Source organism: uncultured Caulobacter sp., from assembly GCF_937900395.1.
Taxonomy (GTDB): Bacteria; Pseudomonadota; Alphaproteobacteria; order Caulobacterales; family Caulobacteraceae; genus Caulobacter.
Map to the genome: position 1 here is coordinate 1 of NZ_CALCDX010000105.1, position 22,496 is coordinate 22,496.

The window sequence follows — 22,496 nt, forward strand, 5'->3', positions numbered from 1 at the left end:
CTGTACCTGCGCGTCGCGCCGGAGCTGTACCTCAAGCGCCTCGTCGTCGGCGGCTTCGAGCGCGTGTACGAGATCAACCGCAACTTCCGCAACGAGGGCGTCAGCACCCGCCACAATCCCGAATTCACCATGCTAGAGCTGTACGAGGCCTACGCCACGTACACCGAGGTCATGGACCTCACCGAGGCGATGATCCGGGACGTCGCGCGCGAAGCGATCGGCATCGACGAAGTCGAGTGGGACGGCAACACGATCGACCTCGGCTACGAGCCGATCGACGGCGGGCTGCCGGCGGCGGTGCTGAACTACTGGTGGAACGACCTCGACACCGCGTCGGCCGCCGTGCCGGCCGCGATCTCGAACGCCGCCCCCATCGTGTTCGACAGGCCCGTCAAGCTCGTTCTGACCATCAACTCGGCGAACCTCTCGGGCACGCCGAACCTGCGGGTCACGATGATGGGCGAGATGGTCGGCGCCAAGTAAGCCCGCGGCCCCGGAAACGGGGCTGTGTGCTGCCCGGGAGGGGCACTGCGCCCCTCCCGTCTTCCGAGGAGCCGACATGGAACTCGTCGCGATCAAGTACGTCGGCGCCAAGGAGCGCCGCAGGGACAACGTGGCCGACACCGGCGTGGTGCTGGCGCGCGGACGAGGGACCATCAACCTCGAGACCGAGCGAATGGACTTCCGCATCGAGGGCGACAGCAAGAAACCGCGCCTGGTGCGCCTGTTCGTGCCGATCACGATCAAGGGTCCGTTCCTGTCGCCGAAGGTCGGTCTCGATCCCGGCAAGGCCGTCGGCCAGGGCGGGATCGCCGCCGCGCTCGGCTCGCTGGTCAACCCGCTGGCCGCCCTGCTGCCGTTCTTCACCACCGGCGAGGCCAAGGACGCCGACTGCGCCAGCCTGGTCAGCGACGCCCGCCAATCGGGCGCGCCCGTGAAGGTGTCCCAGACGACGCCGGCCAAGCCGAAGACGTAGGACACTTGAGCTTGGCCCGCCTTGGCGCCATGTTCCGCCTCATCCGAAACCCAGTGTGGTTCATGTCAGAGATTGTGCGCGAGGTCCGGGCCTAACAGGCTCCGAACCTCGGTTCGAAAGTCGATCAGGCCCGTCCCCGCCCGCGTCCCCGCTGGTGGACGCGATCGTACGCCTCGATCACTCGGACATTCCCTTGAACATCTCAAAACCGCAGCAACGGACGCTGCACGCCCTGGCCCAAGGCGGCCGGATCGACCTCGAACGCGATGAGAACGGCCGCATCGTCGCGGCCTATTGCGTCACCCGCGACGGCTGGACCCTCACCGACTGCAACGTCGCGGTCTTCCAGTCGCTGAAACGGAAAAGGCTGATCGCCAGCCAGGATGGCGGACCCTACCGCATCACGCGACAGGGGCTGGCCAACCTGCGCGCCCAACTCGACAACCGGGTGGGCGCGCGGGCCTGGTGATCAGGCCGAATTAGCCCATTCCGTGTCATCCCGGCCGCACCCCGGCCTTGAGCCGGGGGAAGAGCCGGGACCCAGGGGTCGCCTCACCGCCGCTGGCCCCTGGGTCCCGGATAGCCTCTGCGAGGCTTCCGGGATGACACGAAATTGGGCGGGCTAATTTTACAACAGCTTGAAGAACAACACCCTGGCCGCCCCGTAGTCGCGCGCGTCGATCTGTTCGAAGCCTTCCAGGACGGGATCGGTCTCGCCCCGGCCGCGCTCGAACATCAGGATCGCGCCGGGCGCCAGCCAGTCATGGCCCTTCAGCTCGGCCACGGCCTTCTCGCCCAGGCCCTTGGCGTAGGGCGGATCGAGGAAGGCGATGTCGAACGGCGCGCCGGCGCTGGCCGGGCGGGGACCAAGATCGGTGGCGTCGCGGCGGTGCACGCGGGTGACGCCGAACAGGTTCATGGCGTCGATGTTCTCGCGGATCGCGCCGCGCGCGGCGTCGTCGGTTTCGACGAACAGGCAGAAGCTGGCGCCGCGCGACAGGGCCTCCAGGCCCAGCGCCCCAGAGCCGGCGAAGACGTCGATCACTCGCGCGCCGTGCAGCTCCGGCGCCCAGGACGCGTGCTCCAGGATATTGAACACGGCCTGGCGGGCGCGGTCGGAGGTGGGGCGGGTGGCGTCGCCCGGCGGCGCGACGATGGCCTTGCCGCGATACTGGCCCGAGACGATGCGCATCAGGCGGCCTCGACGGGCGCCGCGCGGACGATGCGGCGCCCCAGCCAGGACATGCCGAACACCAAGGCCGCCATCACGGCCCAGCCCCAGGGATAGACCAGACTGACCATCGTCAGGCCGCACATCAGCCCGGGCAGAACGGTCACGCGAAACAGCACGAACCAGGCTTCGGCCGCCGGCATCGGCTCGGTCAGCTTGCCGATGAAGGCGGCGTAGCCCCACACCGCGCCCATGGCGACGCCGATCAGCGCCACCTGGCCCACATAGATCGGCAGGGCCTGGCCGCCCCGCTGCTCCCAGAGAAGCTCCGTGCCCAGCGGCAAAAGGCCGATCAGTCCCAGCACCAGAAAGTTCGTGAAGTCGAGGCCCGCATCGGCGCGGACAAGACGCGCGAACACCCGGCGGTGGCTGAACCAGCAGACGCCAATCACCGCGAAGCTGACGGCGTAGGCCAGCAGCTTGGGTCCCATCTGGGCGAACAGGTCCGCCGCCCCATGCCAGTGCTCGGGCGGATGGATCTCGATCGCCAAAAGGGTGATCGCGATCGCGAACACGGCGTCCGAGAACAGCACCAGTCGATGCAGGTGCGCGGCGCCCGTGTCGCCCTTGCTCGAATCCCGATCGCTCATCGTGTCCCCCTTGCAACCCGTAACGCGATGTGTGCCGTCCCCGACGCGCTGCGGCAAGCGCGCGCTTTACAAGTGGCCCGCAGCCCCCTCTTAGTCGCCTTTGAAGGGAAGGGCGATCGAACGATGCGCATGGGCGAGATCCTGGAGGCGGCGAGGCGTTCGCCCTTTCTGGGCGACCTGTCGCCGTACGACCGCGACCCGTGGCGCACCCTGTTCGCTGTGCCGGTCGGCGTGTTGGCCGGCGCCGTGGCCGCCCTGCTGGGCGCGATCACCGCGACCCTGGCGGCCTTGCTGATCGTCAGCGGCCTGGACGGCGCCCCGGCGGCCGGCGATCTCTTCCAGATCTTCACCGACCCGACCCTGACCGATCCGTCGGCGCGCCAGTCGCTGTTCCTGCTGGCGGTGCTGGCCGGCGTCAATCTGGGCGCGGCGGTCGGCTTCGTCTACGCGGCCGGAGCCATCCACCACCGCAAGATCACCGAATACCTCAACAGCGGCGGGCGCTTCCGCAAGCGTCTGCTGATCGGCGGCCTGGTGATCGTGGGCGCGGCGATGACCGGCCTGGTCGCTGTCGCCGCCGTCACCGGCCAGCCCATCGATCCGCCACTGTGGCGCACGTCGCCCAATCTCGTCGGCCGCACCCTCTACGCCGCCATGGCGGTCGGCCTGCTAATCCTGGCCGCGGCGGCCGAGGAGCTGGTGTTCCGGGGCTGGTTGCTGAAGCAGAGCGCCGCCTATGTCCGCGACCCGATCGTGCTGATGGCCCTGAACGGCCTGCTGTTCGCCGCCATCCACCTCGATCCCAATATCGACGCCTTCATCGTCCGCGCCGCCATGGGCGCGGGCCTGACCTGGATGGCCCTGCGCCTGGGCGGCATCGAGCTGGGCATCGGCGCCCACGCGGCCAACAACGCCGTGATCCTCCTGCTGGTGCGTCCGATGACCACCCGCCCCGACGCGCCGCACGAGTTCAAGGCCGGACTGATCGCCAGCGCCCTCATCATGCTGGCCGGCTTCATCGGCGTCGCCGAGCTGGCCGCCCGCTGGCCGGCGCTGCGCCGCTGGACGCGGTTGCAGTCGCCGGCGGCGGCGTAGGACGGATCGACATTCAAAGCAGCGTGTGAATTCAATAACTCGCCTTCCTGGGCCTTGTGCCCAGGACCCATGCCGGCGGCAGGCTGTGATCTAGAGGCGAACTGGGTCTGAACGGCCCGGAGCGCGGGTCAAACTCGGCGACCTCGGAACGATGGGTCCTGGGCACAAGGCCCAGGAAGGCAGGAATTGCGCACACGCCTTGAATGTCGATCCGTCCTAGACCCGGCCACGCCGGTCGCCATAACGATAGAAAACTAGGGAGTGACGCCGTGAGGAGCATGGCTAAGACCTTCGCGATCGGCGCGACGATATTGGCGCTTGGGCTCGGCTCCGGCCCCGCTCGCGCGCAAACGCCCCCCGCCGACTCGACCAGCTTCGCCAGCGGCGCGGACGTCCAGGCGCAGCTGCGCCAGATGTTGGCCGAGATGAAGCCCGAGCAGGGCTTCATGTGGCGGCCGGTGGTCCGCGACGGGACCAACGTGGCGGCGATCGAGATCTGGAAGAAGTCCGGCCGCCCGGCCGTCCACCCCGGTCAGGCCGAATACGCCGTCGTTCTGGAGGGAAAGGGCGAGCTGGTCTCGGGCGGCGTCATGACCGATCCGAAGGTCACGAACCCCACCCTGACCGAGGGCGGCCGGATCGAGGGCGGCGTGGCTCGCCCGCTCGGCCCCGGCGACGTCATCCTGGTTCCCGCCGGCGTCCCGCACTGGTTCGGGATCACCGGCGAGCGCCTGGTCCTGCTGGGGATCAAGCTGCCCGCCGGGAAGTAGGCGTGGCGTTCTAGCGCTTGGGGCCGCCGCGCGGCGCGGGACCTCGGCCGCCGGTCGGGCGAGCGCCAGCGGGACGGGCGCCAGGCGGGCGAGCGGTGGGGCGTCCCGTCGGCTTCCCCGGCTTTTCCGACACCCGTCGCGCCGCGCCGTCAGCCGGCTTCGCGCCCGGACGCGCCGCCGGCTTGCCCCGCGCGGCGGGTTTCCGGTCGTCGATGAACTTGGTCTCGATCGACTTGGCCGGCGCGCGCTTGGCCTTGACCGGTCCTTTGACGGGCCCCTTGGCCGGACCATGCGGCGAGGGCTTCTTCTTCGGCTTGGCCCAGCCGGCCTTGTAGACCGGCTTTTCGGGCCGTTCCGGCGCGGCGGGGAGGATTTCACGATCGGCGCGCGGGACGCCGCGCCGCTGCAGGTCGCCGCCGCCGTCTGTGCCCGGCGCCTTCACCGGATTGGCGATCCCGGCGAACTTCGGCCGATCGCCGGTCGGCATGTTCTCGGGCGGCACGACGCCTTCCAGCAGCTCGCGGATCACCCGGGGGCCGACCTCCTCGATCTGGCCGGCGGCCAGGGCGCCGAGGGCGAAAGGCCCGTAGGACATGCGGATCAGGCGGTTGACCTTCAGGCCGACCGACTCCAGCACCTTGCGGACCTCGCGGTTCTTGCCTTCCGACAGCGAGACCGTGATCCAGATGTTCTTGCCGCCGCCGGCCTTGTCGTGGGCCTTGTCGAGCTTGGCCTCGATCGGGCCGTACTTGACGCCCTCGACCGTCACGCCGTCCTTCAGCGTGTCGAGCTTGGCCTGGGTGGTGTCGCCGAAGGCGCGGGCGCGATAGCGGCGGACCCAGGCGTTGCTGGGCGTCTCCAACGCGCGCGACAGCTCGCCGTCATTGGTCAGCAGCAGCAGGCCCTCGGAGTTCAAGTCCAGGCGCCCGACCGAGATCAGCCGCGGCAGGTCCTTGGGCAGGGTCTGAAACACCGTCGGCCGACCCTTGGGGTCGTTGTGGGTGGTCATCAGGCCGGTGGGCTTGTGGTAGCGGAAGATCCGCGTCGGCTCGCGCTCGGCCACCAGCTGGCCGTCGACGGTCAGAAAGTCGCCCGGCTTGACCTTGACCGCCGGGGTCGTCAGCACCTTGCCATTGATCGCCACGCGGCCGGCCTCGATCAGCCGCTCGACCTCGCGCCGCGAGGCCACGCCCGCCCGCGCCAGGGCCTTGGCGACCCGCTCGCCGGGACCGCCGTCGAGCTCCCCGTCTTGACCGTCGAGTTCAGGCTCGTACAGGGGATCGTGTTTGGTCATTGTCGGCGTCCGTCTTGGGCTGGGCGCATCTCGCGATGGGCTTTTCAGGTCAGCTAATGCGCACCGATCAGGACGAGGATCAAGACCACCGGATGATGCGCCTGGCGCTGGACGCGGCGCGGGCGGCCGCCGACGCGGGCGAGACGCCGGTCGGGGCGGTGATCCTCGATCCGAAGACCGGCGAGGTGATCGCCACGGCCGGCAACGGTCCGATCGGCGCGCATGATCCTACCGCCCACGCCGAGATCGCGGCCATGCGCGCGGCGGCGGCCAAGCTCGGGAACTACCGCCTTACCGATCTCACCCTGGTCGTGACCCTGGAGCCCTGCGCCATGTGCGCCGGCGCGATCAGCCACGCGCGGATCGGGCGGGTGGTGTTCGGCGCCGAGGACCCCAAGGGCGGGGCGGTCGTCCACGGCCCAAGGTTCTTCGCCCAGCCGACCTGCCACTGGCGGCCGGAGGTCACGGGCGGAGTGTTGGCCGAGGAAAGCGCGGAGCTGCTGCGCGGCTTCTTCCGGGCGCGCCGGAAATCAAGGCCAAGTCTTAGCTGATCAGGGCCGAGCCCAGCAGGACCTTGGAGCCGGCCTTGCCCAGCACCTGGTCGGCGGCCTTCTGCAGTTCGCGGGCGACATAGTCCATGTCCGGCGCCGCGCCGCCGCGCAGGCCCGCGGCGTAAACCATCAAGACCTGGGCGAAGGCGGCCCGCAGGCGCGGGCTCGACGCCTGGGCTCGCTTCATGAGCTCGGGGTCCTTGACCTCCAGACCCGTCTCCAGCGTGATAACCCCGCGACGCCCGTCGCGGCGCATGATCACGGCGTTGATCGGCGCCAGGGCGAAGTAGGTGACCGGCTCTTCCTTCTTCTTGCCGCCCTCATTGGCGAGGACGGGCCCGGGCGCGGCCAGGGGCGCGGCCGCCAGGACGGCGGCCAGGACCAGCGACAGGGAGCGGAAGCGGCGCATGCGCCCTCTTAGCGCGTCAGGGTTGACGTCCTCTTTACGTCTGTGGGTGCAAACAGCATCGTTAACCACGCTTCGTCGTCGCGGCCGCGGGCCCGACGCGCGTCTTTCGGAGGCAGACCTTGGGCCGTTTCTCACCCAAATCCCTCGACCTGGACGGCAAGGTGATCCTGGTCACCGGCGGCACCGGCTCGTTCGGCCGGCGCTTCATCGAGACCATCCTGCGGCGTTACGCCCCTCGGAAGGTCATCGTCTATTCCCGCGACGAACTGAAGCAGAGCGACATGCAGATCGAGCTGCGCGAGCAGTTTGACGACAAGACCTACGGCAAGATGCGCTTCTTCCTCGGCGACGTCCGCGACCGCGAGCGCCTGACCCTGGCCCTGCGCGGCGTCGACATCGTCATCCACGCCGCGGCGCTGAAGCAGGTCCCGGCGGCCGAGTACAACCCGTCCGAATGCATCCACACCAACGTGCTGGGCGCCGAGAACGTGGTCTGGGCCAGCCTGAACAACGGCGTGAAGCAGGTCGTGGCCCTGTCGACCGACAAGGCCTGCAACCCGACCAACCTCTATGGCGCCACCAAGCTGGCCTCGGACAAGACCTTCGTGGCGGCCAACAACCTGTCGGGCGACATCGGCACGCGCTTCTGCGTCGTGCGCTACGGCAACGTGGTCGGCTCGCGCGGCAGCGTCGTGCCGCTGTATCGTCGCCTGCTCTCGCAGGGCGCCACCGAGCTGCCGGTGACCGACCCGCGCATGACCCGCTTCTGGATCACCCTGAACGAGGGCGTCGACTTCGTGCTGTCGTCCCTGACGATGATGCGCGGCGGCGAGATCTTCGTGCCGAAGATCCCCTCGATGGCCATGCCCGACCTGGTGAAGGCCATGTCGCCGACCGCCGGCATGAAGGTGATCGGCATCCGCCCCGGCGAGAAGCTGCACGAGATCATGATCAGCGCCGACGACGCCCGCGCCACCGTCGAGTTCGAGGACCGCTACGCGATCGAGCCCAACTTCGCCGAGTTCGGCCGCAAGCCCTACTCGGCCGCCGACGGCGCCAAGCCGGTGGCCGAGGACTTCTCGTACAGCAGCGACAACAACCACGACTGGCTGTCGCCCGAAGGCCTCCTCGCGATGCTGGAGGAGAAGACCGCGCGATGAGCGGCTTCCTCCCCTACGGCCGCCAGACGATCGAGGACGACGACATCGCGGCCGTCGCGGAGGCCCTGCGCGGCGACTTCCTGACCACCGGCCCGACGGTCGAAGGGTTCGAGACCGCCTTCGCCCAGAAGGTCGGCGCCCGCCACGCCATCGCCGTCTCGAACGGCACGGCGACCCTGCACCTGGCCATGCTGGCCCTTAAGATCGGTGAGGGCGACGTCTGTATCGCGCCCTCCGTGACCTTCCTGGCGACCGCCAACTGCGCCCGCTATGTCGGCGCCGAGGTGGTGTTCGCCGACGTTGATCCCGACAGCGGCCTGATGACGCCGGAGACCCTGGCGCAAGCCTTGGAGCGAGCGGCCGGCCGACGCGTGAAGGCGGTGCTGCCCGTCCACCTGCGCGGCGACGTCTGCGACCTGCCGTCCTTGAAGGCCCTGGCCGACGCCGCCGGCGCCGTGCTGGTCGAGGACGCGCCCCACGCCCTGGGCTCGATCGGGACCTTCGACGGGCTCGCCCACCCGGTCGGCGACGGCGCCTACTCAAGCTTCGCCAGCTTCTCGTTCCATCCGGTCAAGACCCTGGCCACCGGCGAGGGCGGCATGCTGACCACCAACGACTCGGCCCTGGCCGAGCGCGCGCGGCTGCTGCGCTCGCACGGCATGGTGCGGCCGGCCGGCGGCGATCCCTGGTGGTACGAGATGCCGGAGCTGGGCTTCAACTACCGCATCCCCGACGTGCTCTGCGCCCTGGGCCTGTCGCAGCTGAACAAGCTGGACCGCTTCGTCGCCCGCCGCCGGGAACTGACCGCGCTCTACGCCCGCCTGCTGCCCGAGCGCGCGCCCAAGGCCCGGCTGGCGACGAGCCCCGCCCATTCGAACGCGGCGCTGCACCTGCTGACCGTGCTGATCGACTTCGAGGGTCTGGGCCTGACTCGCCGCGCCGTGGTCGAGGCGCTCAAGGCCAAGGGCGTCGGGACGCAGGTCCACTACATCCCGGTCCATCGCCAGCCCTACTACGTGAACCGCCAAGGCCTGGCGGACCTGCCCGGCGCCGACGCCTGGTACGCCCGCTGCCTGACCCTGCCGCTCTATCCGGCCATGACCAACGGCGATGTGGAGCGGGTGGTCGATGCGCTGGCCGAGGTGTTGGGCTAGGGCCTGTCTGACCTAGGCCGCCACGCTGATCTGCGCGATCGGCTGGATATCGGTGAAGTTCGGCAGGTCGGCCGTTAGTTCAGCCCCCTGAGGGCTGGTCAGCGAGGCCTGCATCGCCTCGGCGTCGCGGAAGAAGAGGGTGACGATCTTGGCGAACGGCGCGGGTCCGCCGTCACCGGCGGAGACGCCTGTGAGGACCTGAACGTCGGTCAGGCCCGTCTCGGCGAAGGCCTTCTTCACCAGCGGAATGTGGTGGGCGTCGTAGTAGGCGTGGTCGAACCTCGCGCCGTCGCGGGCGGGATACAGGACGGTGAACACGGCGGCCATGGCGATCTCCCGGCGGCCGGAATGACCGCGCCGACCGAGCCTAGCGGGCGCCGCCGGGGAAGAGTCAAACCCCCGAGCGCTTCGACGGCCGGCCCTTGAAATAGGCCAGCGGGAAGACCGTCCCGAAGCAAACCACGAATCCGCCAATCAGGAACACGATGCTTGGAACGCGCGGCAAGGCCTTGGTCAGCGCCATCATGCCCGCGAGCGGCCCCGCGATCAGCACGATCATCGCCACCCAGCCCTGCCAGCGAACGGGCCACGCCGTGAACCGGCCCGCCGTCAGCACATATTCGAACCAGACATCGGATTTTTCGCGGTCGTCCTGAGTCATCGTCTCCGCCCTCGACAACGTCAGGTTGGCTTTCCGAGCGACGAGAATCCAGCGCAAAGGCGCGCTCGCGCCATCGCTCGACATTGAAAGGCGCGGCGGCAGGTCGGCTTGGCGACACAGCGGCCGACGCCGAGCGTCGCGTCGCAAATACTCCCTGATATTGTCGCGAGGAAGCCACTCAACTAAACGACGATTTCTAGCCGAGACTCCGACGGGAGTAGATTTCTCCAAAATCGAGCAGCGTTACGCAAGGTAATCGCCTCGCGACCTGGACTGTCTTTATTCTTTCACAGATCCGTCAGCAAAAATATATTACGGCGAATATATGTCCTCCGCCCCAAGCCATGCCTAGACGCCGGGCTGTTCAGTAGCTTTCGCGCCCGCGGCGGGGCGCTTGGGGGATCGACGTGACCATCAAGAAACTGGCGCTGGCCAGCACCATCATCGCGCCGCTGTTCGCGGCGCCCTGCGCCTTCGCGCAGCAGGCTTCGCCGGCCCAGAGCGACACCACCGTCGACAGCATTGTCGTCACCGGTTCGCGCATCGCGCGTCCGGAGCTGGAATCGGCCATGCCGATCTCGGTGATGAGCATGGAGCAGATCAAGGACTACGGCCGCGTCACCGTCTACGACGCGCTGATGCAGAACCCGGCCATGGGCCCGGGCCTGGGCGAGGCCAGCTCGCTGGGCCAGGAGTACGACGCCGGCGTCGCCAACATCAATCTGCGCAACATGGGCAACAACCGCTCGTTGGTGCTGGTTGACGGCCATCGCTGGGTGTCGGGCGGGGCGCGCACCTCGGCCGTGGACGTCAACACCATCCCCACCGCCTTGATCGACCGCTTCGAGGTGGTCACCGGCGGCGCGGCCGCCGTCTACGGCGCCGACGCGGTGACCGGCGCGGTCAACGTGGTGATGAAGAAGTCGATGAAGGGCGTCCAGCTCAGCGCCACGACCGGCGTGTCTTCACACAGCGACGCGCGCCAGTCGGACTTCACCGCCGCCACCGGCTTCGCCTTCGCCGAGGGTCGCGGCCACGTCGTGCTGGGCGGCAACATCTCGACCACCGACAAGCTGCGCAGCACCGAGCGCTGGATCAACCGCGACGTCTACAGCGCCAACCCGGCCAACACCGGCCCGAACGACGGCATCCCCGACCGGGTGCTCTATCGAGACTATCGCATCATGTACCGGTCGATCGTGCCGGCCTGGTGCGTCTACAATGGCAAGAACCCCTGCGGGAACAACAACGGCCAGTGGTACCAATATGTCGGCGGCCAGGTCGTGGCCGTGCCGAAGAGCAGCTACACCATCGTCACCAACGGCGAGACCGGCGGCCAGAACGGCGGGGCGGGCCTGAACGGCAACGAGAACCACTTCATCCGCAACGGCTCGAACCGCCAGTCGGCCTACGCCAACGCCAACTACGCCTTCAACGAAGACACCGTGTGGAACGGCACGCTGAGCTTCACCCGCAGCACCACGCGCGGGGCGGGCGAGTTCCCCGAGTACCGGACCGACGCCCGCACCGCCAAGACCTGGTGGGGCAAGAACGGCGTGGGCAACACCGGCGAGATCGCCACGCTGGACAACCCGTTCCTGCCCGCCCCCATGCGCGAGTACATGCTCGCCAACGGCCTGACCCAGCTGGGCCTGGACCGCAGCTACAACAACCTGCCCCAGACGATGGAGAAGCACGATCGTCGCAACTTCCTGCTGGGCACGGACGTCACGGGCAAGCTGACCAGCCAGCTGCGCTGGACCGCCTTCGCGCGCTACGGCCAGGTCGACGACGACTGGACCACGACCAACATGGTCGGCCGAGACCAATGGCTGTTCGCGCGGGACAGCGTGCGCGACGCCAGCGGCAATATCGTTTGTCGCGACGCCAGCGCGCGCGCCGCCGGCTGCAAGCCGCTGGACTTCTTCACCACCGCCGCCCTGCCCCAGGACGTGCTGGACTACCTGCTGTTCGATCGCTTCGAGAAGACCCGCAACTCGATGCTGAACGTCGGCGCCAGCGTCGATGGCGACCTGTTCCGCCTGCCGGCCGGCGCGGTGAAGGCGTCGGTCGGCGTCGAATGGCGTCGCGAGAAGCTGGACACCTGGGACGACCCCGACACGGCCAAGCTGTCGACCATCATCTTCGCGCCGGGCATGGACTTCGCCCTGCACCCGGACTTCCATCACAAGCGCGACACGGCCGAGGCCTTCGCCGAGCTGGTCGTGCCGGTGCTGGCCGACCTGCCCTTCGCCCGCAAGCTGCAGGTCGAAGGCGCGTATCGCTATTCCGACTACAGCGACAACGAGAGCACCGACACCTGGAAGGCGGGCTTGACCTGGTCGCCGGTTCGCGACCTCACCTTCCGGGGAACCAAGTCGCACTCGATCCGCGTTCCCAACTTCGGCGAGCTCTACACGCCGATCAGCTTCTCGACTTATGGCAAGATCGACGACCCTTGCTCCAGCGCCTACGTCACGCTGAAGCCGAACCGCGCCGCCAACTGCGCGGCGACGGTCCCGGGCGTGAAGTTCCCGGTCCCCTATCCGAACCTGAACGTGCCGATCGTCTATAGCGGCGGCAATCCGGACCTGGCGCCCGAGACCTCGAACTCGTTCACCTACGGCGTCGTCTTCCAGCCGCGCTTCCTGCGCAACTTCGACATGACCGTCGACTACTGGGACATCAAGGTCGACAACGCGATCACCTCGCTGGGCTACACCACCCTGATGAACAACTGCGTCGACGCCGCCGGCGGCCCCGACCAGGCCTACTGCAAGTACGTGATCCGTAATCCGGCCGGGACGCGCGACACCGACGGCACGTTGATCGAGGGTTCGGTCAAGGAGGTCCGCACGCAATTCGCCAACCTCGCCGGCCAACGGGTGCGCGGGATCGACGTCAGCGCCCGCTACCGGCGCGAGGTGGGCCCGGGCATGCTCCGCCTGACCTTCGCCGGCACCAAGCTGCTGGAGCAGACGACGATCTCGGAAAAGGGCAAGGCGGGCATCGACTACTCGGGCCAGTGGAACTACCCGACCTACAAGGCGACCCTGACCACCAGCTACGACCTTGGCCAGTTCACCTTCGGCCTGAACAGCCGCTATGTCAGCAAGAGCAAGTACAGCGTGACGTCCTCGGACGAGTACAACGAGTTCCCGAACGTCCGGGCGTTCGTCTACAAGGACGTGGTCGTGACCTGGCGCTCGAAGAAGAGCTTCGACGTCAGCCTGGGCGTCAAGAACATCGATGACTATGGCGTGCCGCCGGCGATCCAGGACACCGCCATCTCGCCGCACGGAACGGGCGACGGCCGCAACATCGGCCCGGCCTATTACGACGCGATCGGCCGCTACTTCTTCCTGAAGGTCGACGCCAAGTTCTGACCGCCGCCGCACCGTCTCCCAAGTCCGCTCCTCCGGAGCGGACGTTCGGGGCGTCTATTGTTGCGGAGCCGGAACGGGCGTTACGCGGCCTTGCCGGCCAGGGTCTTGAGCAGGTCCATGGTCTGGGGCGACTCGGCCAGCTCCTCGCGGGCGCCCGGGCCGCGGGCCAGCTTCAGAGCCTCGGCGCGGGCCTTGTCGGCGACGGGGCCCGTGGGCCCGGACTCGCCCATCGCCAGCTTGGCCAGCAAGGTCAGGCGGTGCGGGAGCGGCGCGGGGGCCCGGACCAGCATGGTCAGCAAACGCGTGTCGGCCTCGATCTGCGCGCCGATGTCGCCCAGCTTGGCGCACAGCGGCTCGAAGTCCTCGCGCACCAGGCCCGAGCGGGTCAGCTGGCGCTGGAGGCCCGCCAGCTGGCTGAGCTTGGCGATCGGCGAGTCCGGTCCCTGGCGCATCTCCTTCTCGAACCGCATGGCGCTGATGTTGCCGTTCAGCCAGCGGGCGGCGTTGCGCTTGTTGACCGCGCCCATGACGTTCTCGGCCAGGCGGATCAGGATCTTGATCTCTTCGTAGGACGACAGATCGCGGCCCAGCAGGCTGTCGATGAACTCGCCGTTCAGCAGGGTCTTCGAGCGCGTGGTGAAGGCCGCCTGGATGTCCTCGGCCTGCAGGATGCGGCCGGCGGCGGCCGTCAGGCTCATCGCCAGGGCGCGCAGATATTCGATCTCGGCCTCGGCGTCGCCGGGCTTCAGACGGCGCACGCCGTTCAGCTCCGTCAGCACGCGTTCGGCGATGGCCTTGCGCACCGTGGGAAAGTCGTCGCCGGAGAGCCACTCGCTGAGGCGCTGCGCCGTGCCGGAGAGCTCCGGCATGCAGGCGCGGACGCTGGCTTCGATGCGGATCAGGGCCTCGACCGCCGCGCCGCCGGTCAGGCGGGTCATGGCGGCCAGGGTCTGGCCAAGATCGCCCTTGGTGGTGTCCAGGAGGTCGGCCATGCCCGCCCGCGAGCCGATGATTTCGGCCAGGGGCTGCTCGATGGCGCTGAGCGCCGCGGCGCGGGCGCGCGGCTCGGTCGGCGCGACGTCTGCCAGGTCGAGCAGACGGGCGATCTTTTCCGACCAATCGACGGCCGGGGCGATGGAGGCGGCCACGCCCGCGCCTAGCAGGAAGGCGCGATCGGGGTCGGCGACCAGCCGTTCGGCGGCCTTGGCGAAGCCTTCCTTGTCGAGGTCGGGTAGGGCGCCCTTCTTGAACGCCTTGCCCAGATTGCCGATCGCGCGCTCAACCAGGCCCTGGAAGTGGCGGATGATCTCGTGGACCGTGACGCCGCGCGCGTCGGCCTCGGGGATGGCGATCTTCTGCAGGGCGTGCTGCAGGTCGGTGCCGGACGCTTCGAGCTTCTCGACGAGGTCGGGGCGGTGCAGCAGCTCGAAGGGCGTGGCCTTGTGGCGGGTCAGCCAGCCCTCCAGCAGGCGGCCGATCCGGTCGCGGGCGTGGGCGGTGTAGAGGTCGGCCGGCTGGACGCAGAGCGGATCGCGCTCTTCCTCGTCCTTCTTCGGCTTGCCGCCGTCGACCATGCCCTTGGTGAAGATGGCGAGCGACTTGTACTCGCCGGTCGCGGGGTTCAGCGTCTCCTTGCTGACCCGCACGGCGACGGCGCGGCCCTGCTCCAGGACGTCCTCGGCCGTCTGGATGGCGTGCGCGCGAATTTCGGTGGCGATTTCAAGCGTCCACTGCGCGCCGACCTTCCGCCGGACGAAAAGCTCGTAATGGATTTGGCTCATACAGCGGTCGCTCCCGAGGCGCGACTATGGCGTACGAGACCTTAAGGTGAGGTTGAGGGAAACCCGTATCGGGGCGCGTAGGTTTAGGTGTGAGCGGTTAAACCGTTCGAACGCGCCCTAAGTCTAAGAGGACGAAGCCTGTCGGGTTTAGATATCTCCATCTAGACCAGGCAGGCGGGGGCGCGCCGCAATCGCGCCTTGCTGGGGCCGCAAAGGCTTAGGACTTAGGGCCGGGAAAGCTTTGCCGCTACGCGCGTTGAAGCTGGTGCGCTCGACCGGTAGGATCGGGCGAGCGACGAAGGTCGAAGGATAAGATCGAATAGATGGCCGCCATCACCCTCATTGACGACGACGAGAACATCGTCGCCTCGATCGCGATGACCCTGCAGGCTCACGGGCACACCGTGAACCACTTCCACGACGGCGTGTCGGGGCTGGAAGGCGTCGAGGCCAATCCGCCGGACCTGGTGATCCTGGACGTCAAGATGCCCCGCATGGACGGCATGGAAGTGCTGCGCCGCCTGCGCCAGCACTCCGAGATCCCGGTGATCATGCTGACCTCCAAGGACGAGGAGATCGACGAGGTCCTGGGCTTCAACCTCGGCGCCGACGACTACATGCACAAGCCGTTCAGCCAGCGCCTGCTGGTCGAGCGGGTCAAGGCGGTGCTGCGCCGCGCGCGGCCCGAGGGCGAGGCCGCGCCGGCCGATCCGAACGCGGCCGGCTCCAAGGTCATGAAGCGCGGCAAGCTCACGCTTGATCCGGCCCGCCACGACAGCCTGTGGGACGGCAAGCCCGTCCGTCTGACCGTCACCGAGTTCCTGCTGCTGCAGGCCCTGGCCCAGCGTCCGGGCTTCGTGAAGAGCCGCGATAACCTGATGGACGCGGCCTACGACGACCAGGTCTATGTCGACGACCGCACGATCGACAGCCACATCAAGCGCATGCGCAAGAAGTTCCGTCAGGTCGACCCGGAATTCGACTCCATCGAGACCCTGTACGGCGTTGGCTACCGTTACCGCGAGGCCTGAGGCGGCGGGCGGCGACCCGCCCCCGCCCCGTCGGCGCCTGGCCTGGCCGCGCGGCTCCCGGCTGGGCCGGCTGATCATCACCCTGAACGTCCTGGCCCTGGTGATCGTGGTCATCGGGGCGCTGGTGCTCAATGAGCTGCGCAACGGCCTCGTCAACGCGCGCATCGACAGCCTCAGCACTCAGGGCGAGCTGATCGCCAACGTCATCGACCAGTCGGCGACGATCGGCGAGCCCGAGCCCGCGCTCGACCCCTACACCGCCAGCGCCATCTTCCAGCTGCTGTTCATCCCGCGCTCGCAGCGGGCGCGGCTGTTCGACGCCCACGGCAAGGTGCTGGCCGACTCGTTCGTGGTCGCCGACCGCGTCGACTGGAAGGTGCTGCCGCCCGCCCGCAAGCCCGGCCAGAACGCGGACGCCCCGCGCAAGACTCCGGCCGAGCAGGCCAAGGCCGAGCGCGCCAAGAAGGCCCTGGCCGACGAGATCGCCCAGGCGATGAAGGGCCGCACCGTCGCCGGCACCCGCATCGCCGAGAACGGCGAGCGGGTCGTGTCCGTCTCGATCCCGATCCAGCACGTGCGCGCCATTCTGGGCGTCCTGACGCTGGAGGCCGGCGACGTCGACGAGATCATCGCCGCCGAGCGCCTGGCCCTGCTGCCGTTCATCATCGTGGCCATGTGCGCCATCCTGACCGCCAGCGTGCTGCTGCACCGGCTGATCGCCATGCCCGTCCAGCGCCTGGCCCGCGCCGCCGACCAGGTCCGCCTGCAGGGCGCGCGCGCCATCTCGCTGCCCGACCTGTCGCGCCGCCACGACGAGCTGGGCGACCTGTCGCGGTCGCTGGAGGACATGACCCATTCGCTGTCCGAGCGCATGGACGCCATCGAGCGCTTCGCCGCCGACGTGGCCCACGAGATCAAGAACCCGCTGACCTCGATCCGCTCGGCCGTCGAGACCCTGGACCTGGTCACCGACCCGGCCGCCCGCGCCCGCCTGCTGGCCATCCTGCAGAACGACGTCAACCGACTGGACCGCCTGGTCACCGACATCTCCAACGCCTCGCGCCTGGACGCGGAGCTGTCGCGCGAGCCGCCCAAGGCCCTGGACCTCAACCGCCTGCTCACCGAGGTGACCAGCCTCTACGAAGCCCAGCTGCGCCCCGGCGACGCCCCCGGCAGCGTGCGCGTCCGCTTCTCCAGCGCCGACCCGGGCCATCCGGCCCAGATCCTGGCCCGCGAGACCCCGATCGGCCAGGTGTTCCGCAACCTGATCGACAACGCCCGCTCGTTCAGCCCGGCCGACGGCGAGGTCCGCGTCAGCCTCTCCCGCGCCAAGGGCCGGCTGATCGCCACGGTCGAGGACGACGGCCCCGGCGTGCCGCCCGACAATCTCGAGACCATCTTCGAGCGCTTCTACACCTCGCGCCCCAAGGGCCGGGCGTTCGGCGGCAATTCGGGCCTGGGCCTGTCCATCGCCCGCCAGATCGTCGAGGCCCACGGCGGCCAGATCCACGCCGAGAACCGCCACGACGCGGCCGGCGCGGTGATCGGCGCGCGCTTCGTCGTCGACCTGCCGGACGCCCGGGCGTGACCGCGCCCTCCCCCGCCGGCGAGCTCCGCCACGCCGGCCTGATCGCCCGCCGCCAGGACGGACTATGGCGCGGCGCGCTGATCGAGGGCCCGTCGGGCGCGGGCAAGAGCGACCTGGCCTTGCGCGCCCTCGACCAGGGTTTCCGGCTGGTCGCCGACGACCGCGTCGTCGTCTTTGCCGCCGGCGGCCGCCTCTACGGCAAGGCGCCCCAGACCCTGGCCGGGTTGATCGAGGTGCGCGGCCTGGGCGTCGTCCAGGCCGAGGCCGCCCTGCCCTTCTGCGAGGTCGCCGTCATCCTGCGCTGCGTCGCCACGCCCGAGGCGGTCGAGCGCCTGCCCGAGCCCCGCGCCGAAACTGTCGCGAGCGTAAGCATCCCCGTCTTCGACCTGTGGCCGCGAGAACCCGCCGCGCCCCTGAAAATCGTTCGCATCATGCAGTCTCTTGGAGTCCCTCTCTAACGAGCGTATCAAGGCCCCCCGCGCGGTGTTCTCAAAGGGCCGCGGAGGGAATGGGGATCCCGTTTGAGATATCTGGCATGATCGGGCTCGTGATCGTGACGCACGGGCGTCTGGCGGAAGAGTTTGTCTCCGCCATGGAGCATGTGGTCGGTCCGCAGACCGCCGTGAAGGCGATCTGCATCGGCCCCGAGGACGACATGGAGCGCCGTCGTTCCGACATCCTCAAGGCCTGCGCCGACGTCGACCAGGACGGCCAGGGCGTCATCCTGCTGACCGACATGTTCGGCGGCACGCCCAGCAACCTGGCCATCTCGGTCATGGAGCAGACCAAGGCCGAGGTCATCGCCGGCCTGAACCTGCCGATGCTGATCAAGCTGGCCAGCGTGCGCCAGCGCGAGAGCCTGCAGGCCTGCGTCGCCCACGCCCAGGAAGCTGGACGCAAGTACATCTCCGTGGCCTCCTACGTGCTCGCCGGAGAGAAGTGAGCGCATGAATTCCAGAACGGTCGAGATCGTCAACGAGCGGGGACTGCACGCCCGGGCCTCGGCCAAGTTCGTCAAGATGGCGTCCAGCTTCGACGCCGAGGTGACCGTCAGCCGCGACGGCGCCAGCGTCGACGCCCGCTCGATCATGGGCCTGATGATGCTGGCCGCCGGCATCGGCTCGACCATCGACATCTCGGCGGAGGGGCCGGAGGCGGAGGCGGCGCTGGAGGCGCTGTGCGAGCTGGTGGCGAACCGGTTTGATGAGGAGCGGTAGGGGAGCGGAGACGTCTTTAGACGGCTAGGTGCCAGTTGCTGCCTTTGACATGGCTCCAGAGAGGCGACGCTCGGCTCTTGATCGCCGAGGCTGCTCACAACCAACAGGCGCGACACCCAAAGTAGAGTCTCCCACTCTCGACATCCAATAGGGGCGTGCTAAAAACGATCAGCGAAAGACCGATCATCATGCCCGACACTTCTCTCGACATTGTTCACCCGTTCCTGTCGCGATTCTCCGTCGCGCGGACTGGCTCTCCGGAAATCGTCGGACGCTTTTCGCCGAGCCATGACGTCTGGGTTGTCGATGGGCCTGACGGAGCAGTTCCGATCATCAGCACGCGCTCCGATCTAGGTGACACTTCGACCATCACCAGGGTACGAGCCGAGCAGGACGATACCGATCTTAGCTGCGCCTATTCATCTGGGACCAGCACCTTCACGGCGGTGCGGGCTGAAATCGACGATCAAGACCGCGCTGTAGCGATGATGCGCGAGGTCACAACGAAGACGGAGCAACGCGTCGAACGGGATGACGTGGCTAAGGAGATTGGAGCGTTTGAACCTCAGATGGCGCTCAGTGCTTTCCGCGAGCCGGTTCGGATCTCTTGATCCTGATCGTCACCAACGCCAGCGACCTCACGACTGACTATATCGTTCTTGAGCTTCAGCGCCGCGCTCAACCGTATTTCCGGCTTAACGCCGAGGACCTGCCGAAGGCGCGTGTAACCTTGGGTTTCGAGAGCGCGTGTGACTGGAGCTTGGAGCTGGGCGATCGCAGGATTTGCGGCGCAACAGTTTCCGCCGCGTATTTTCGCCGCCCTGGCACGCCTGAGATCGATAGCGGCGTGGCCGATCAGGGCGAGCGCGCCTATTGCGCAGCTGAATGGAGTGCGTTGCTCAAGAACCTCTATGCGCGCCTGGGAAAGCGCTGGCTGAGCGCGCCCGCCACAATCATGGAGGCCGAGGACAAACCTCGCCAGCTCCTCGCCGCCAAGGCTGCTGGGTTCATGGTCCCGGACGCGATTGTCACCAATGATATCGCGGTCGCCGACACGTTTATCGGTCGAGGACCAAGCGTCGCCAAACCTCTGCGTGAGGCGTTGCTGGATGGCGAGACGGAGCGGGTCATCTTCACGAACCGCGTGACCCAAGCGTCAGCACGGGACGCCCGCGCCTTCGCTGCGGCTCCGATGATCATCCAGCGCGAGATCATCAAACACGCCGACGTAAGGGTGACGGTGGTCGGATCAGTGGTGTTGGCCGCAGCGATTTACTCCCAGGTCACCGCTCAGGCCGAGGTGGATTGGCGCGCGGCGAGCGAGCAGGACTTACCCTACCAAGCGATCGATCTACCTGCTTCCGTGCGTGCTCAGTGCATTGCTCTGACCGCGCATTTCGGACTGGGGTTCGGCGCGATCGACCTAGTCTGGGATCGTGACGACGCTTTTTGGTTCCTCGAGATCAATCCGAACGGCCAATGGGCGTGGATCGAAAACCGCACCGGCCTGCCAATTGCGGCAACGATTGTCGACGCGCTTATGGACATTGCAGAGCGATGAACCTCAGAGAGGCCATTTGGCCCGTCCTCGAACCGCTGACCGACGTCGAACAAGGCCAGGACGCCGAACGGCTCAAGCAGGACATCGCGACGATCGGGGCGTCTCAGACCTTGGATGAGCAGGACGCCCTTCTGGAAGAAGCTCGGCGGCTTTTCGACGCCGATGACGATCGCCGCAAGACCGCCGAGACTAAGGCCACGACCTACCTCGCCGTTATAGGAGTGCTAGCCCCCATCTTGGCCTCGATCACGCCGACACTCTTTTCGCCAAAGTCCGGTGCTGTGCGTCCGATCCTCGCCTTAGTGATTTTCATCGCTGCTGGTGCTTACCTATTTTGCAGCGGTCTTTGGGCGTTGCGCGCGCTAGCGGTCTCGGCCTCGACGCGAGTCGATGCACGCCCGCTAATCGAAATGTGGGACGGTGACGCGCCAAAGCGCGAACTGGCCAAGACATTGCTGGCTTGTGTTCGGCGCAATCGTGATGGGATCAATCAGAAGGTCACCAACATTAAGATGGCGCATGCCTTCGCCATCAGAGCGTTTGGCGCCTTCCTTCTGGCCATCATCTTGCGATCAGCTTGGGATCCGATCGCCAGTCTGATAAAGATCGTCCTGAGCCCTTAACCGCTGGACGCGCCCTGGGTCTGGACCGCTTCTCGCGCGTTCTTGTGCGCTTGACCGTCAAACATTCGGAAGACGTCGAGGAATTGCGTCCCACCGTCGCGGGCTTGGCCGACAGTTCGCCAGCGTCGGAGGTCTCGGCTTTCCGCAACGCCAATCTTGCGGTTCAAGCAGCATGATCCGAGAAGCGTCAGGCTGGCGGGTTCGCTAGCGCGCCGACTAGGCCGCCCGCGAGCGGACCTTCCCAAGGTCGAGGATGAGTCAGACTAGGGCATTAATCACCCGACCTCCCCAGGTCGGCGCTCGCCTTACATCTCTTGGATGGCTGGAGCGTGCGGGGCTGAGTGGGTTGGTCAAGGACCGGCCTCCGGCCGGCCGCTCCGCGGCGGCGAAGCCGTCCTTGAGCAACCCACTCAGCCCCGCGATCGTCTCGCCGTGAGATGTAAGGATGGCTCCCGTCGCTGGGGGACGGGGGGATTACGCCCGCCCCTCTCCCCTTGCGGGAGAGGGTGGCCGCCGGAGGCGGTCGGGTGAGGGGTCGCGCTCTGGCGTCCGGAGAGCCCTATCCACCCCTCATCCGTCTGGCTTCGCCAGCCACCTTCTCCCGCGAGTGGAGAAGGAAGCCCCCTCTCGCCCCCCGGATCGATCCTCCGTGCACGGCGTTATCTCCAACCTACGCCATGTGAAAAGGAGACGATCATGAAGTTCGCTGTCCTGGGCCTTGCCATCGCCGCCGTCGCCACGGGTGCGGTCGCCCAGACGACCATCGCGCACCAGGAAGGCCAGCCGGCCAAGGGCGCCTTCACGGTGGGCCAGATCGAGGACGCCGACGTCATCGACTCCGCCAACCGCAAGGCCGGCGAGGTCGAGCACGTCCTGCTGGACGCGGCCGGCAAGCCCACGGCCATCGTCATCGAGATCGACCGCATGGGTCCGGACAAGAAGGTCGTCGTGGCCCTGGCCGACGTGACGGTCTCGCCGGAGCCGGGCGATCCGGACGACCACATCGTCCGCGCCAAGCTGACCAAGGCGCAACTGGCGGCCCTGCCCGACTGGAAGGGCTGACACGATCTCCGAGCGCCGCGCTCGACCGGCCCCACCCTCACGGGTGGGGCTTTTCGTTTGAGGGGCGGTGAAAGCAGCTTAGATCCTCCCCCGCGATGCGGGGGAGGTGGCCCAGAGGGCCGGAGGGGGCCAGCTCGGCAGATGTCCAGTTCGCCCCCTCCGTCGCTCCGCGACACCTCCCCCGTGACACGGGGGAGGAACTTTTACGAGCATTCGCGGCGCTCTGTGATCCGCGTATCCGGAATCGAACCCAGCGATTTCAATCACTTCTCAATTTTACACGCCGCTCTGTGATCCGCGTTGAAACCGCGCGCACAATCAGAGCTGTCCCCGTCGCGGGGGAGGGCGCTTGGATC

Annotated in this window: 24 protein-coding genes and 2 pseudogenes; 18 read left to right on the forward strand and 8 right to left on the reverse strand. The window is 67.8% G+C overall.

All coding sequences use genetic code 11. The annotated features are described in order from the left end of the window. From Q0379_RS09120 to Q0379_RS09130, 3 genes and pseudogenes are all read left to right on the forward strand, one after another. Positions 1-240: pseudogene (locus Q0379_RS09120) on the forward strand (amino acid--tRNA ligase-related protein); the annotation flags it as partial. Positions 241-559: 319 nt separating this feature from the next. Continuing rightward, the gene (locus tag Q0379_RS09125) at positions 560-976 is read left to right on the forward strand and encodes a hypothetical protein (protein WP_299007367.1); all 417 of its coding nucleotides are present in this window, start codon (positions 560-562) and stop codon (positions 974-976) included. A gap of 193 nt (positions 977-1,169) precedes the next feature. Beyond that, on the forward strand, positions 1,170-1,445 hold the full coding sequence (locus Q0379_RS09130) for a YjhX family toxin (protein WP_299007370.1): 276 nt from the start codon (positions 1,170-1,172) through the stop codon (positions 1,443-1,445). 20 nt (positions 1,446-1,465) lie between these two features. On the opposite strand, the pseudogene Q0379_RS09135 reads toward Q0379_RS09130, so the two are convergent. From Q0379_RS09135 to Q0379_RS09145, 3 genes and pseudogenes are all read right to left on the reverse strand, one after another. Continuing rightward, a pseudogene (locus tag Q0379_RS09135) lies at positions 1,466-1,585 on the reverse strand (hypothetical protein); the annotation flags it as partial. Positions 1,586-1,604: 19 nt separating this feature from the next. Then, positions 1,605-2,168, reverse strand: a complete 564-nt coding sequence (gene rsmD, locus Q0379_RS09140; RefSeq protein ID WP_299007373.1) for a 16S rRNA (guanine(966)-N(2))-methyltransferase RsmD — start codon at positions 2,166-2,168, stop codon at positions 1,605-1,607. Further along, positions 2,168-2,797: a TMEM175 family protein gene (locus Q0379_RS09145; protein ID WP_299007376.1), complete on the reverse strand. Its 630-nt coding sequence runs from the start codon at positions 2,795-2,797 to the stop codon at positions 2,168-2,170. Before Q0379_RS09145 ends, rsmD begins: the two co-directional genes overlap by 1 nt. Positions 2,798-2,926: 129 nt before the next feature. Between Q0379_RS09145 and Q0379_RS09150 the strand changes: the two genes are divergently transcribed. Next, positions 2,927-3,892 (forward strand): CPBP family intramembrane glutamic endopeptidase, encoded by a 966-nt coding sequence (locus tag Q0379_RS09150; protein WP_299007379.1) that lies wholly within the window; start codon positions 2,927-2,929, stop codon positions 3,890-3,892. Between the two features lie 278 nt (positions 3,893-4,170). Next, positions 4,171-4,662 carry a cupin domain-containing protein gene (locus Q0379_RS09155; RefSeq protein WP_299007382.1) on the forward strand — a complete coding sequence of 164 codons (492 nt, stop codon included), beginning with the start codon at positions 4,171-4,173 and terminating at the stop codon, positions 4,660-4,662. A gap of 10 nt (positions 4,663-4,672) precedes the next feature. Here the strand turns inward: Q0379_RS09155 and Q0379_RS09160 are convergent, their stop codons facing one another. Next, positions 4,673-5,956: a pseudouridine synthase gene (locus Q0379_RS09160; protein WP_299007385.1), complete on the reverse strand. Its 1,284-nt coding sequence runs from the start codon at positions 5,954-5,956 to the stop codon at positions 4,673-4,675. Positions 5,957-6,012: 56 nt separating this feature from the next. On the opposite strand from Q0379_RS09160, the gene tadA reads away from it, so the two are divergent. After that, positions 6,013-6,507 carry a tRNA adenosine(34) deaminase TadA gene (gene tadA, locus Q0379_RS09165; RefSeq protein WP_299007388.1) on the forward strand — a complete coding sequence of 165 codons (495 nt, stop codon included), beginning with the start codon at positions 6,013-6,015 and terminating at the stop codon, positions 6,505-6,507. Here tadA and Q0379_RS09170 read toward each other — a convergent pair. Continuing rightward, positions 6,500-6,916, reverse strand: coding sequence for a hypothetical protein (locus tag Q0379_RS09170; RefSeq protein ID WP_299007391.1), 417 nt, complete (start codon positions 6,914-6,916; stop codon positions 6,500-6,502). The two genes, tadA and Q0379_RS09170, sit on opposite strands and share 8 nt — an antisense overlap. A gap of 119 nt (positions 6,917-7,035) precedes the next feature. Between Q0379_RS09170 and pseB the strand changes: the two genes are divergently transcribed. Both pseB and pseC read left to right on the forward strand, forming a co-directional pair. Beyond that, entirely contained in the window at positions 7,036-8,076 is a 1,041-nt protein-coding gene (pseB, locus tag Q0379_RS09175; protein ID WP_299007393.1) for a UDP-N-acetylglucosamine 4,6-dehydratase (inverting), read from the forward strand. Continuing rightward, on the forward strand, positions 8,073-9,230 hold the full coding sequence (pseC, locus tag Q0379_RS09180; RefSeq protein ID WP_299007396.1) for a UDP-4-amino-4,6-dideoxy-N-acetyl-beta-L-altrosamine transaminase: 1,158 nt from the start codon (positions 8,073-8,075) through the stop codon (positions 9,228-9,230). The genes pseB and pseC overlap by 4 nt, the downstream gene beginning before the upstream one ends. 12 nt (positions 9,231-9,242) lie before the next feature. On the opposite strand, the gene Q0379_RS09185 is transcribed toward pseC, so the two are convergent. Together Q0379_RS09185 and Q0379_RS09190 are read right to left on the reverse strand one after the other, a co-directional pair. Then, the gene (locus tag Q0379_RS09185) at positions 9,243-9,557 is read right to left on the reverse strand and encodes an EthD family reductase (RefSeq protein WP_299007399.1); all 315 of its coding nucleotides are present in this window, start codon (positions 9,555-9,557) and stop codon (positions 9,243-9,245) included. Between the two features lie 64 nt (positions 9,558-9,621). Continuing rightward, a complete protein-coding gene (locus tag Q0379_RS09190; RefSeq protein WP_299007402.1) occupies positions 9,622-9,891 on the reverse strand; it encodes a hypothetical protein in 270 nt (89 codons plus the stop codon). Positions 9,892-10,298: 407 nt separating this feature from the next. On the opposite strand from Q0379_RS09190, the gene Q0379_RS09195 reads away from it, so the two are divergent. Further along, the gene (locus Q0379_RS09195) at positions 10,299-13,277 is read left to right on the forward strand and encodes a TonB-dependent receptor (protein ID WP_299007405.1); all 2,979 of its coding nucleotides are present in this window, start codon (positions 10,299-10,301) and stop codon (positions 13,275-13,277) included. 80 nt (positions 13,278-13,357) lie between these two features. Here the strand turns inward: Q0379_RS09195 and Q0379_RS09200 are convergent, their stop codons facing one another. Beyond that, complete coding sequence (locus tag Q0379_RS09200) at positions 13,358-15,058, reverse strand: hypothetical protein (protein ID WP_299007407.1); 1,701 nt, start codon at positions 15,056-15,058, stop codon at positions 13,358-13,360. Positions 15,059-15,381: 323 nt separating this feature from the next. On the opposite strand from Q0379_RS09200, the gene Q0379_RS09205 reads away from it, so the two are divergent. The 9 genes from Q0379_RS09205 (at position 15,382) to Q0379_RS09245 (ending at position 22,140) form a co-directional block, all read left to right on the forward strand. Beyond that, positions 15,382-16,089 (forward strand): response regulator transcription factor, encoded by a 708-nt coding sequence (locus Q0379_RS09205; protein ID WP_066683215.1) that lies wholly within the window; start codon positions 15,382-15,384, stop codon positions 16,087-16,089. Beyond that, on the forward strand, positions 16,064-17,677 hold the full coding sequence (locus Q0379_RS09210) for an ATP-binding protein (RefSeq protein WP_299007414.1): 1,614 nt from the start codon (positions 16,064-16,066) through the stop codon (positions 17,675-17,677). The genes Q0379_RS09205 and Q0379_RS09210 overlap by 26 nt, the downstream gene beginning before the upstream one ends. Further along, entirely contained in the window at positions 17,674-18,135 is a 462-nt protein-coding gene (locus tag Q0379_RS09215) for an HPr kinase/phosphorylase (RefSeq protein WP_299007418.1), read from the forward strand. The genes Q0379_RS09210 and Q0379_RS09215 overlap by 4 nt, the downstream gene beginning before the upstream one ends. A gap of 77 nt (positions 18,136-18,212) precedes the next feature. Continuing rightward, positions 18,213-18,620 (forward strand): PTS sugar transporter subunit IIA, encoded by a 408-nt coding sequence (locus tag Q0379_RS09220; RefSeq protein WP_299007420.1) that lies wholly within the window; start codon positions 18,213-18,215, stop codon positions 18,618-18,620. 4 nt (positions 18,621-18,624) lie between these two features. Further along, on the forward strand, positions 18,625-18,894 hold the full coding sequence (locus tag Q0379_RS09225; RefSeq protein ID WP_066683226.1) for an HPr family phosphocarrier protein: 270 nt from the start codon (positions 18,625-18,627) through the stop codon (positions 18,892-18,894). Between the two features lie 188 nt (positions 18,895-19,082). Beyond that, the gene (locus Q0379_RS09230) at positions 19,083-19,505 is read left to right on the forward strand and encodes a hypothetical protein (protein WP_299007425.1); all 423 of its coding nucleotides are present in this window, start codon (positions 19,083-19,085) and stop codon (positions 19,503-19,505) included. Beyond that, the gene (locus Q0379_RS09235; protein WP_299007428.1) at positions 19,502-20,455 is read left to right on the forward strand and encodes a hypothetical protein; all 954 of its coding nucleotides are present in this window, start codon (positions 19,502-19,504) and stop codon (positions 20,453-20,455) included. Before Q0379_RS09230 ends, Q0379_RS09235 begins: the two co-directional genes overlap by 4 nt. Next, on the forward strand, positions 20,452-21,078 hold the full coding sequence (locus Q0379_RS09240) for a hypothetical protein (RefSeq protein ID WP_299007431.1): 627 nt from the start codon (positions 20,452-20,454) through the stop codon (positions 21,076-21,078). The genes Q0379_RS09235 and Q0379_RS09240 overlap by 4 nt, the downstream gene beginning before the upstream one ends. Positions 21,079-21,774: 696 nt before the next feature. After that, the gene (locus Q0379_RS09245; RefSeq protein ID WP_299007434.1) at positions 21,775-22,140 is read left to right on the forward strand and encodes a PRC-barrel domain-containing protein; all 366 of its coding nucleotides are present in this window, start codon (positions 21,775-21,777) and stop codon (positions 22,138-22,140) included. Positions 22,141-22,496 lie beyond the last annotated feature (356 nt).

Excerpts from the sequence above, each read along its gene's own strand:
- Q0379_RS09190 (WP_299007402.1), bottom strand. The coding sequence starts at position 9,891 with ATGACTCAGGACGACCGCGAAAAATCCGATGTCTGGTTCGAATATGTG.
- Q0379_RS09170 (WP_299007391.1), bottom strand. The coding sequence starts at position 6,916 with ATGCGCCGCTTCCGCTCCCTGTCGCTGGTCCTGGCCGCCGTCCTGGCG.
- Q0379_RS09200 (WP_299007407.1), bottom strand. The coding sequence starts at position 15,058 with ATGAGCCAAATCCATTACGAGCTTTTCGTCCGGCGGAAGGTCGGCGCG.
- Q0379_RS09220 (WP_299007420.1), top strand. The coding sequence starts at position 18,213 with ATGATCGGGCTCGTGATCGTGACGCACGGGCGTCTGGCGGAAGAGTTT.
- Q0379_RS09155 (WP_299007382.1), top strand. The coding sequence starts at position 4,171 with ATGGCTAAGACCTTCGCGATCGGCGCGACGATATTGGCGCTTGGGCTC.
- Q0379_RS09240 (WP_299007431.1), top strand. The coding sequence starts at position 20,452 with ATGAACCTCAGAGAGGCCATTTGGCCCGTCCTCGAACCGCTGACCGAC.
- Q0379_RS09230 (WP_299007425.1), top strand. The coding sequence starts at position 19,083 with ATGCCCGACACTTCTCTCGACATTGTTCACCCGTTCCTGTCGCGATTC.
- Q0379_RS09160 (WP_299007385.1), bottom strand. The coding sequence starts at position 5,956 with ATGACCAAACACGATCCCCTGTACGAGCCTGAACTCGACGGTCAAGAC.
- Q0379_RS09150 (WP_299007379.1), top strand. The coding sequence starts at position 2,927 with ATGGGCGAGATCCTGGAGGCGGCGAGGCGTTCGCCCTTTCTGGGCGAC.
- Q0379_RS09185 (WP_299007399.1), bottom strand. The coding sequence starts at position 9,557 with ATGGCCGCCGTGTTCACCGTCCTGTATCCCGCCCGCGACGGCGCGAGG.
- tadA (WP_299007388.1), top strand. The coding sequence starts at position 6,013 with ATGCGCACCGATCAGGACGAGGATCAAGACCACCGGATGATGCGCCTG.
- rsmD (WP_299007373.1), bottom strand. The coding sequence starts at position 2,168 with ATGCGCATCGTCTCGGGCCAGTATCGCGGCAAGGCCATCGTCGCGCCG.
- Q0379_RS09205 (WP_066683215.1), top strand. The coding sequence starts at position 15,382 with ATGGCCGCCATCACCCTCATTGACGACGACGAGAACATCGTCGCCTCG.
- Q0379_RS09225 (WP_066683226.1), top strand. The coding sequence starts at position 18,625 with ATGAATTCCAGAACGGTCGAGATCGTCAACGAGCGGGGACTGCACGCC.
- Q0379_RS09125 (WP_299007367.1), top strand. The coding sequence starts at position 560 with ATGGAACTCGTCGCGATCAAGTACGTCGGCGCCAAGGAGCGCCGCAGG.
- Q0379_RS09245 (WP_299007434.1), top strand. The coding sequence starts at position 21,775 with ATGAAGTTCGCTGTCCTGGGCCTTGCCATCGCCGCCGTCGCCACGGGT.
- pseC (WP_299007396.1), top strand. The coding sequence starts at position 8,073 with ATGAGCGGCTTCCTCCCCTACGGCCGCCAGACGATCGAGGACGACGAC.
- Q0379_RS09145 (WP_299007376.1), bottom strand. The coding sequence starts at position 2,797 with ATGAGCGATCGGGATTCGAGCAAGGGCGACACGGGCGCCGCGCACCTG.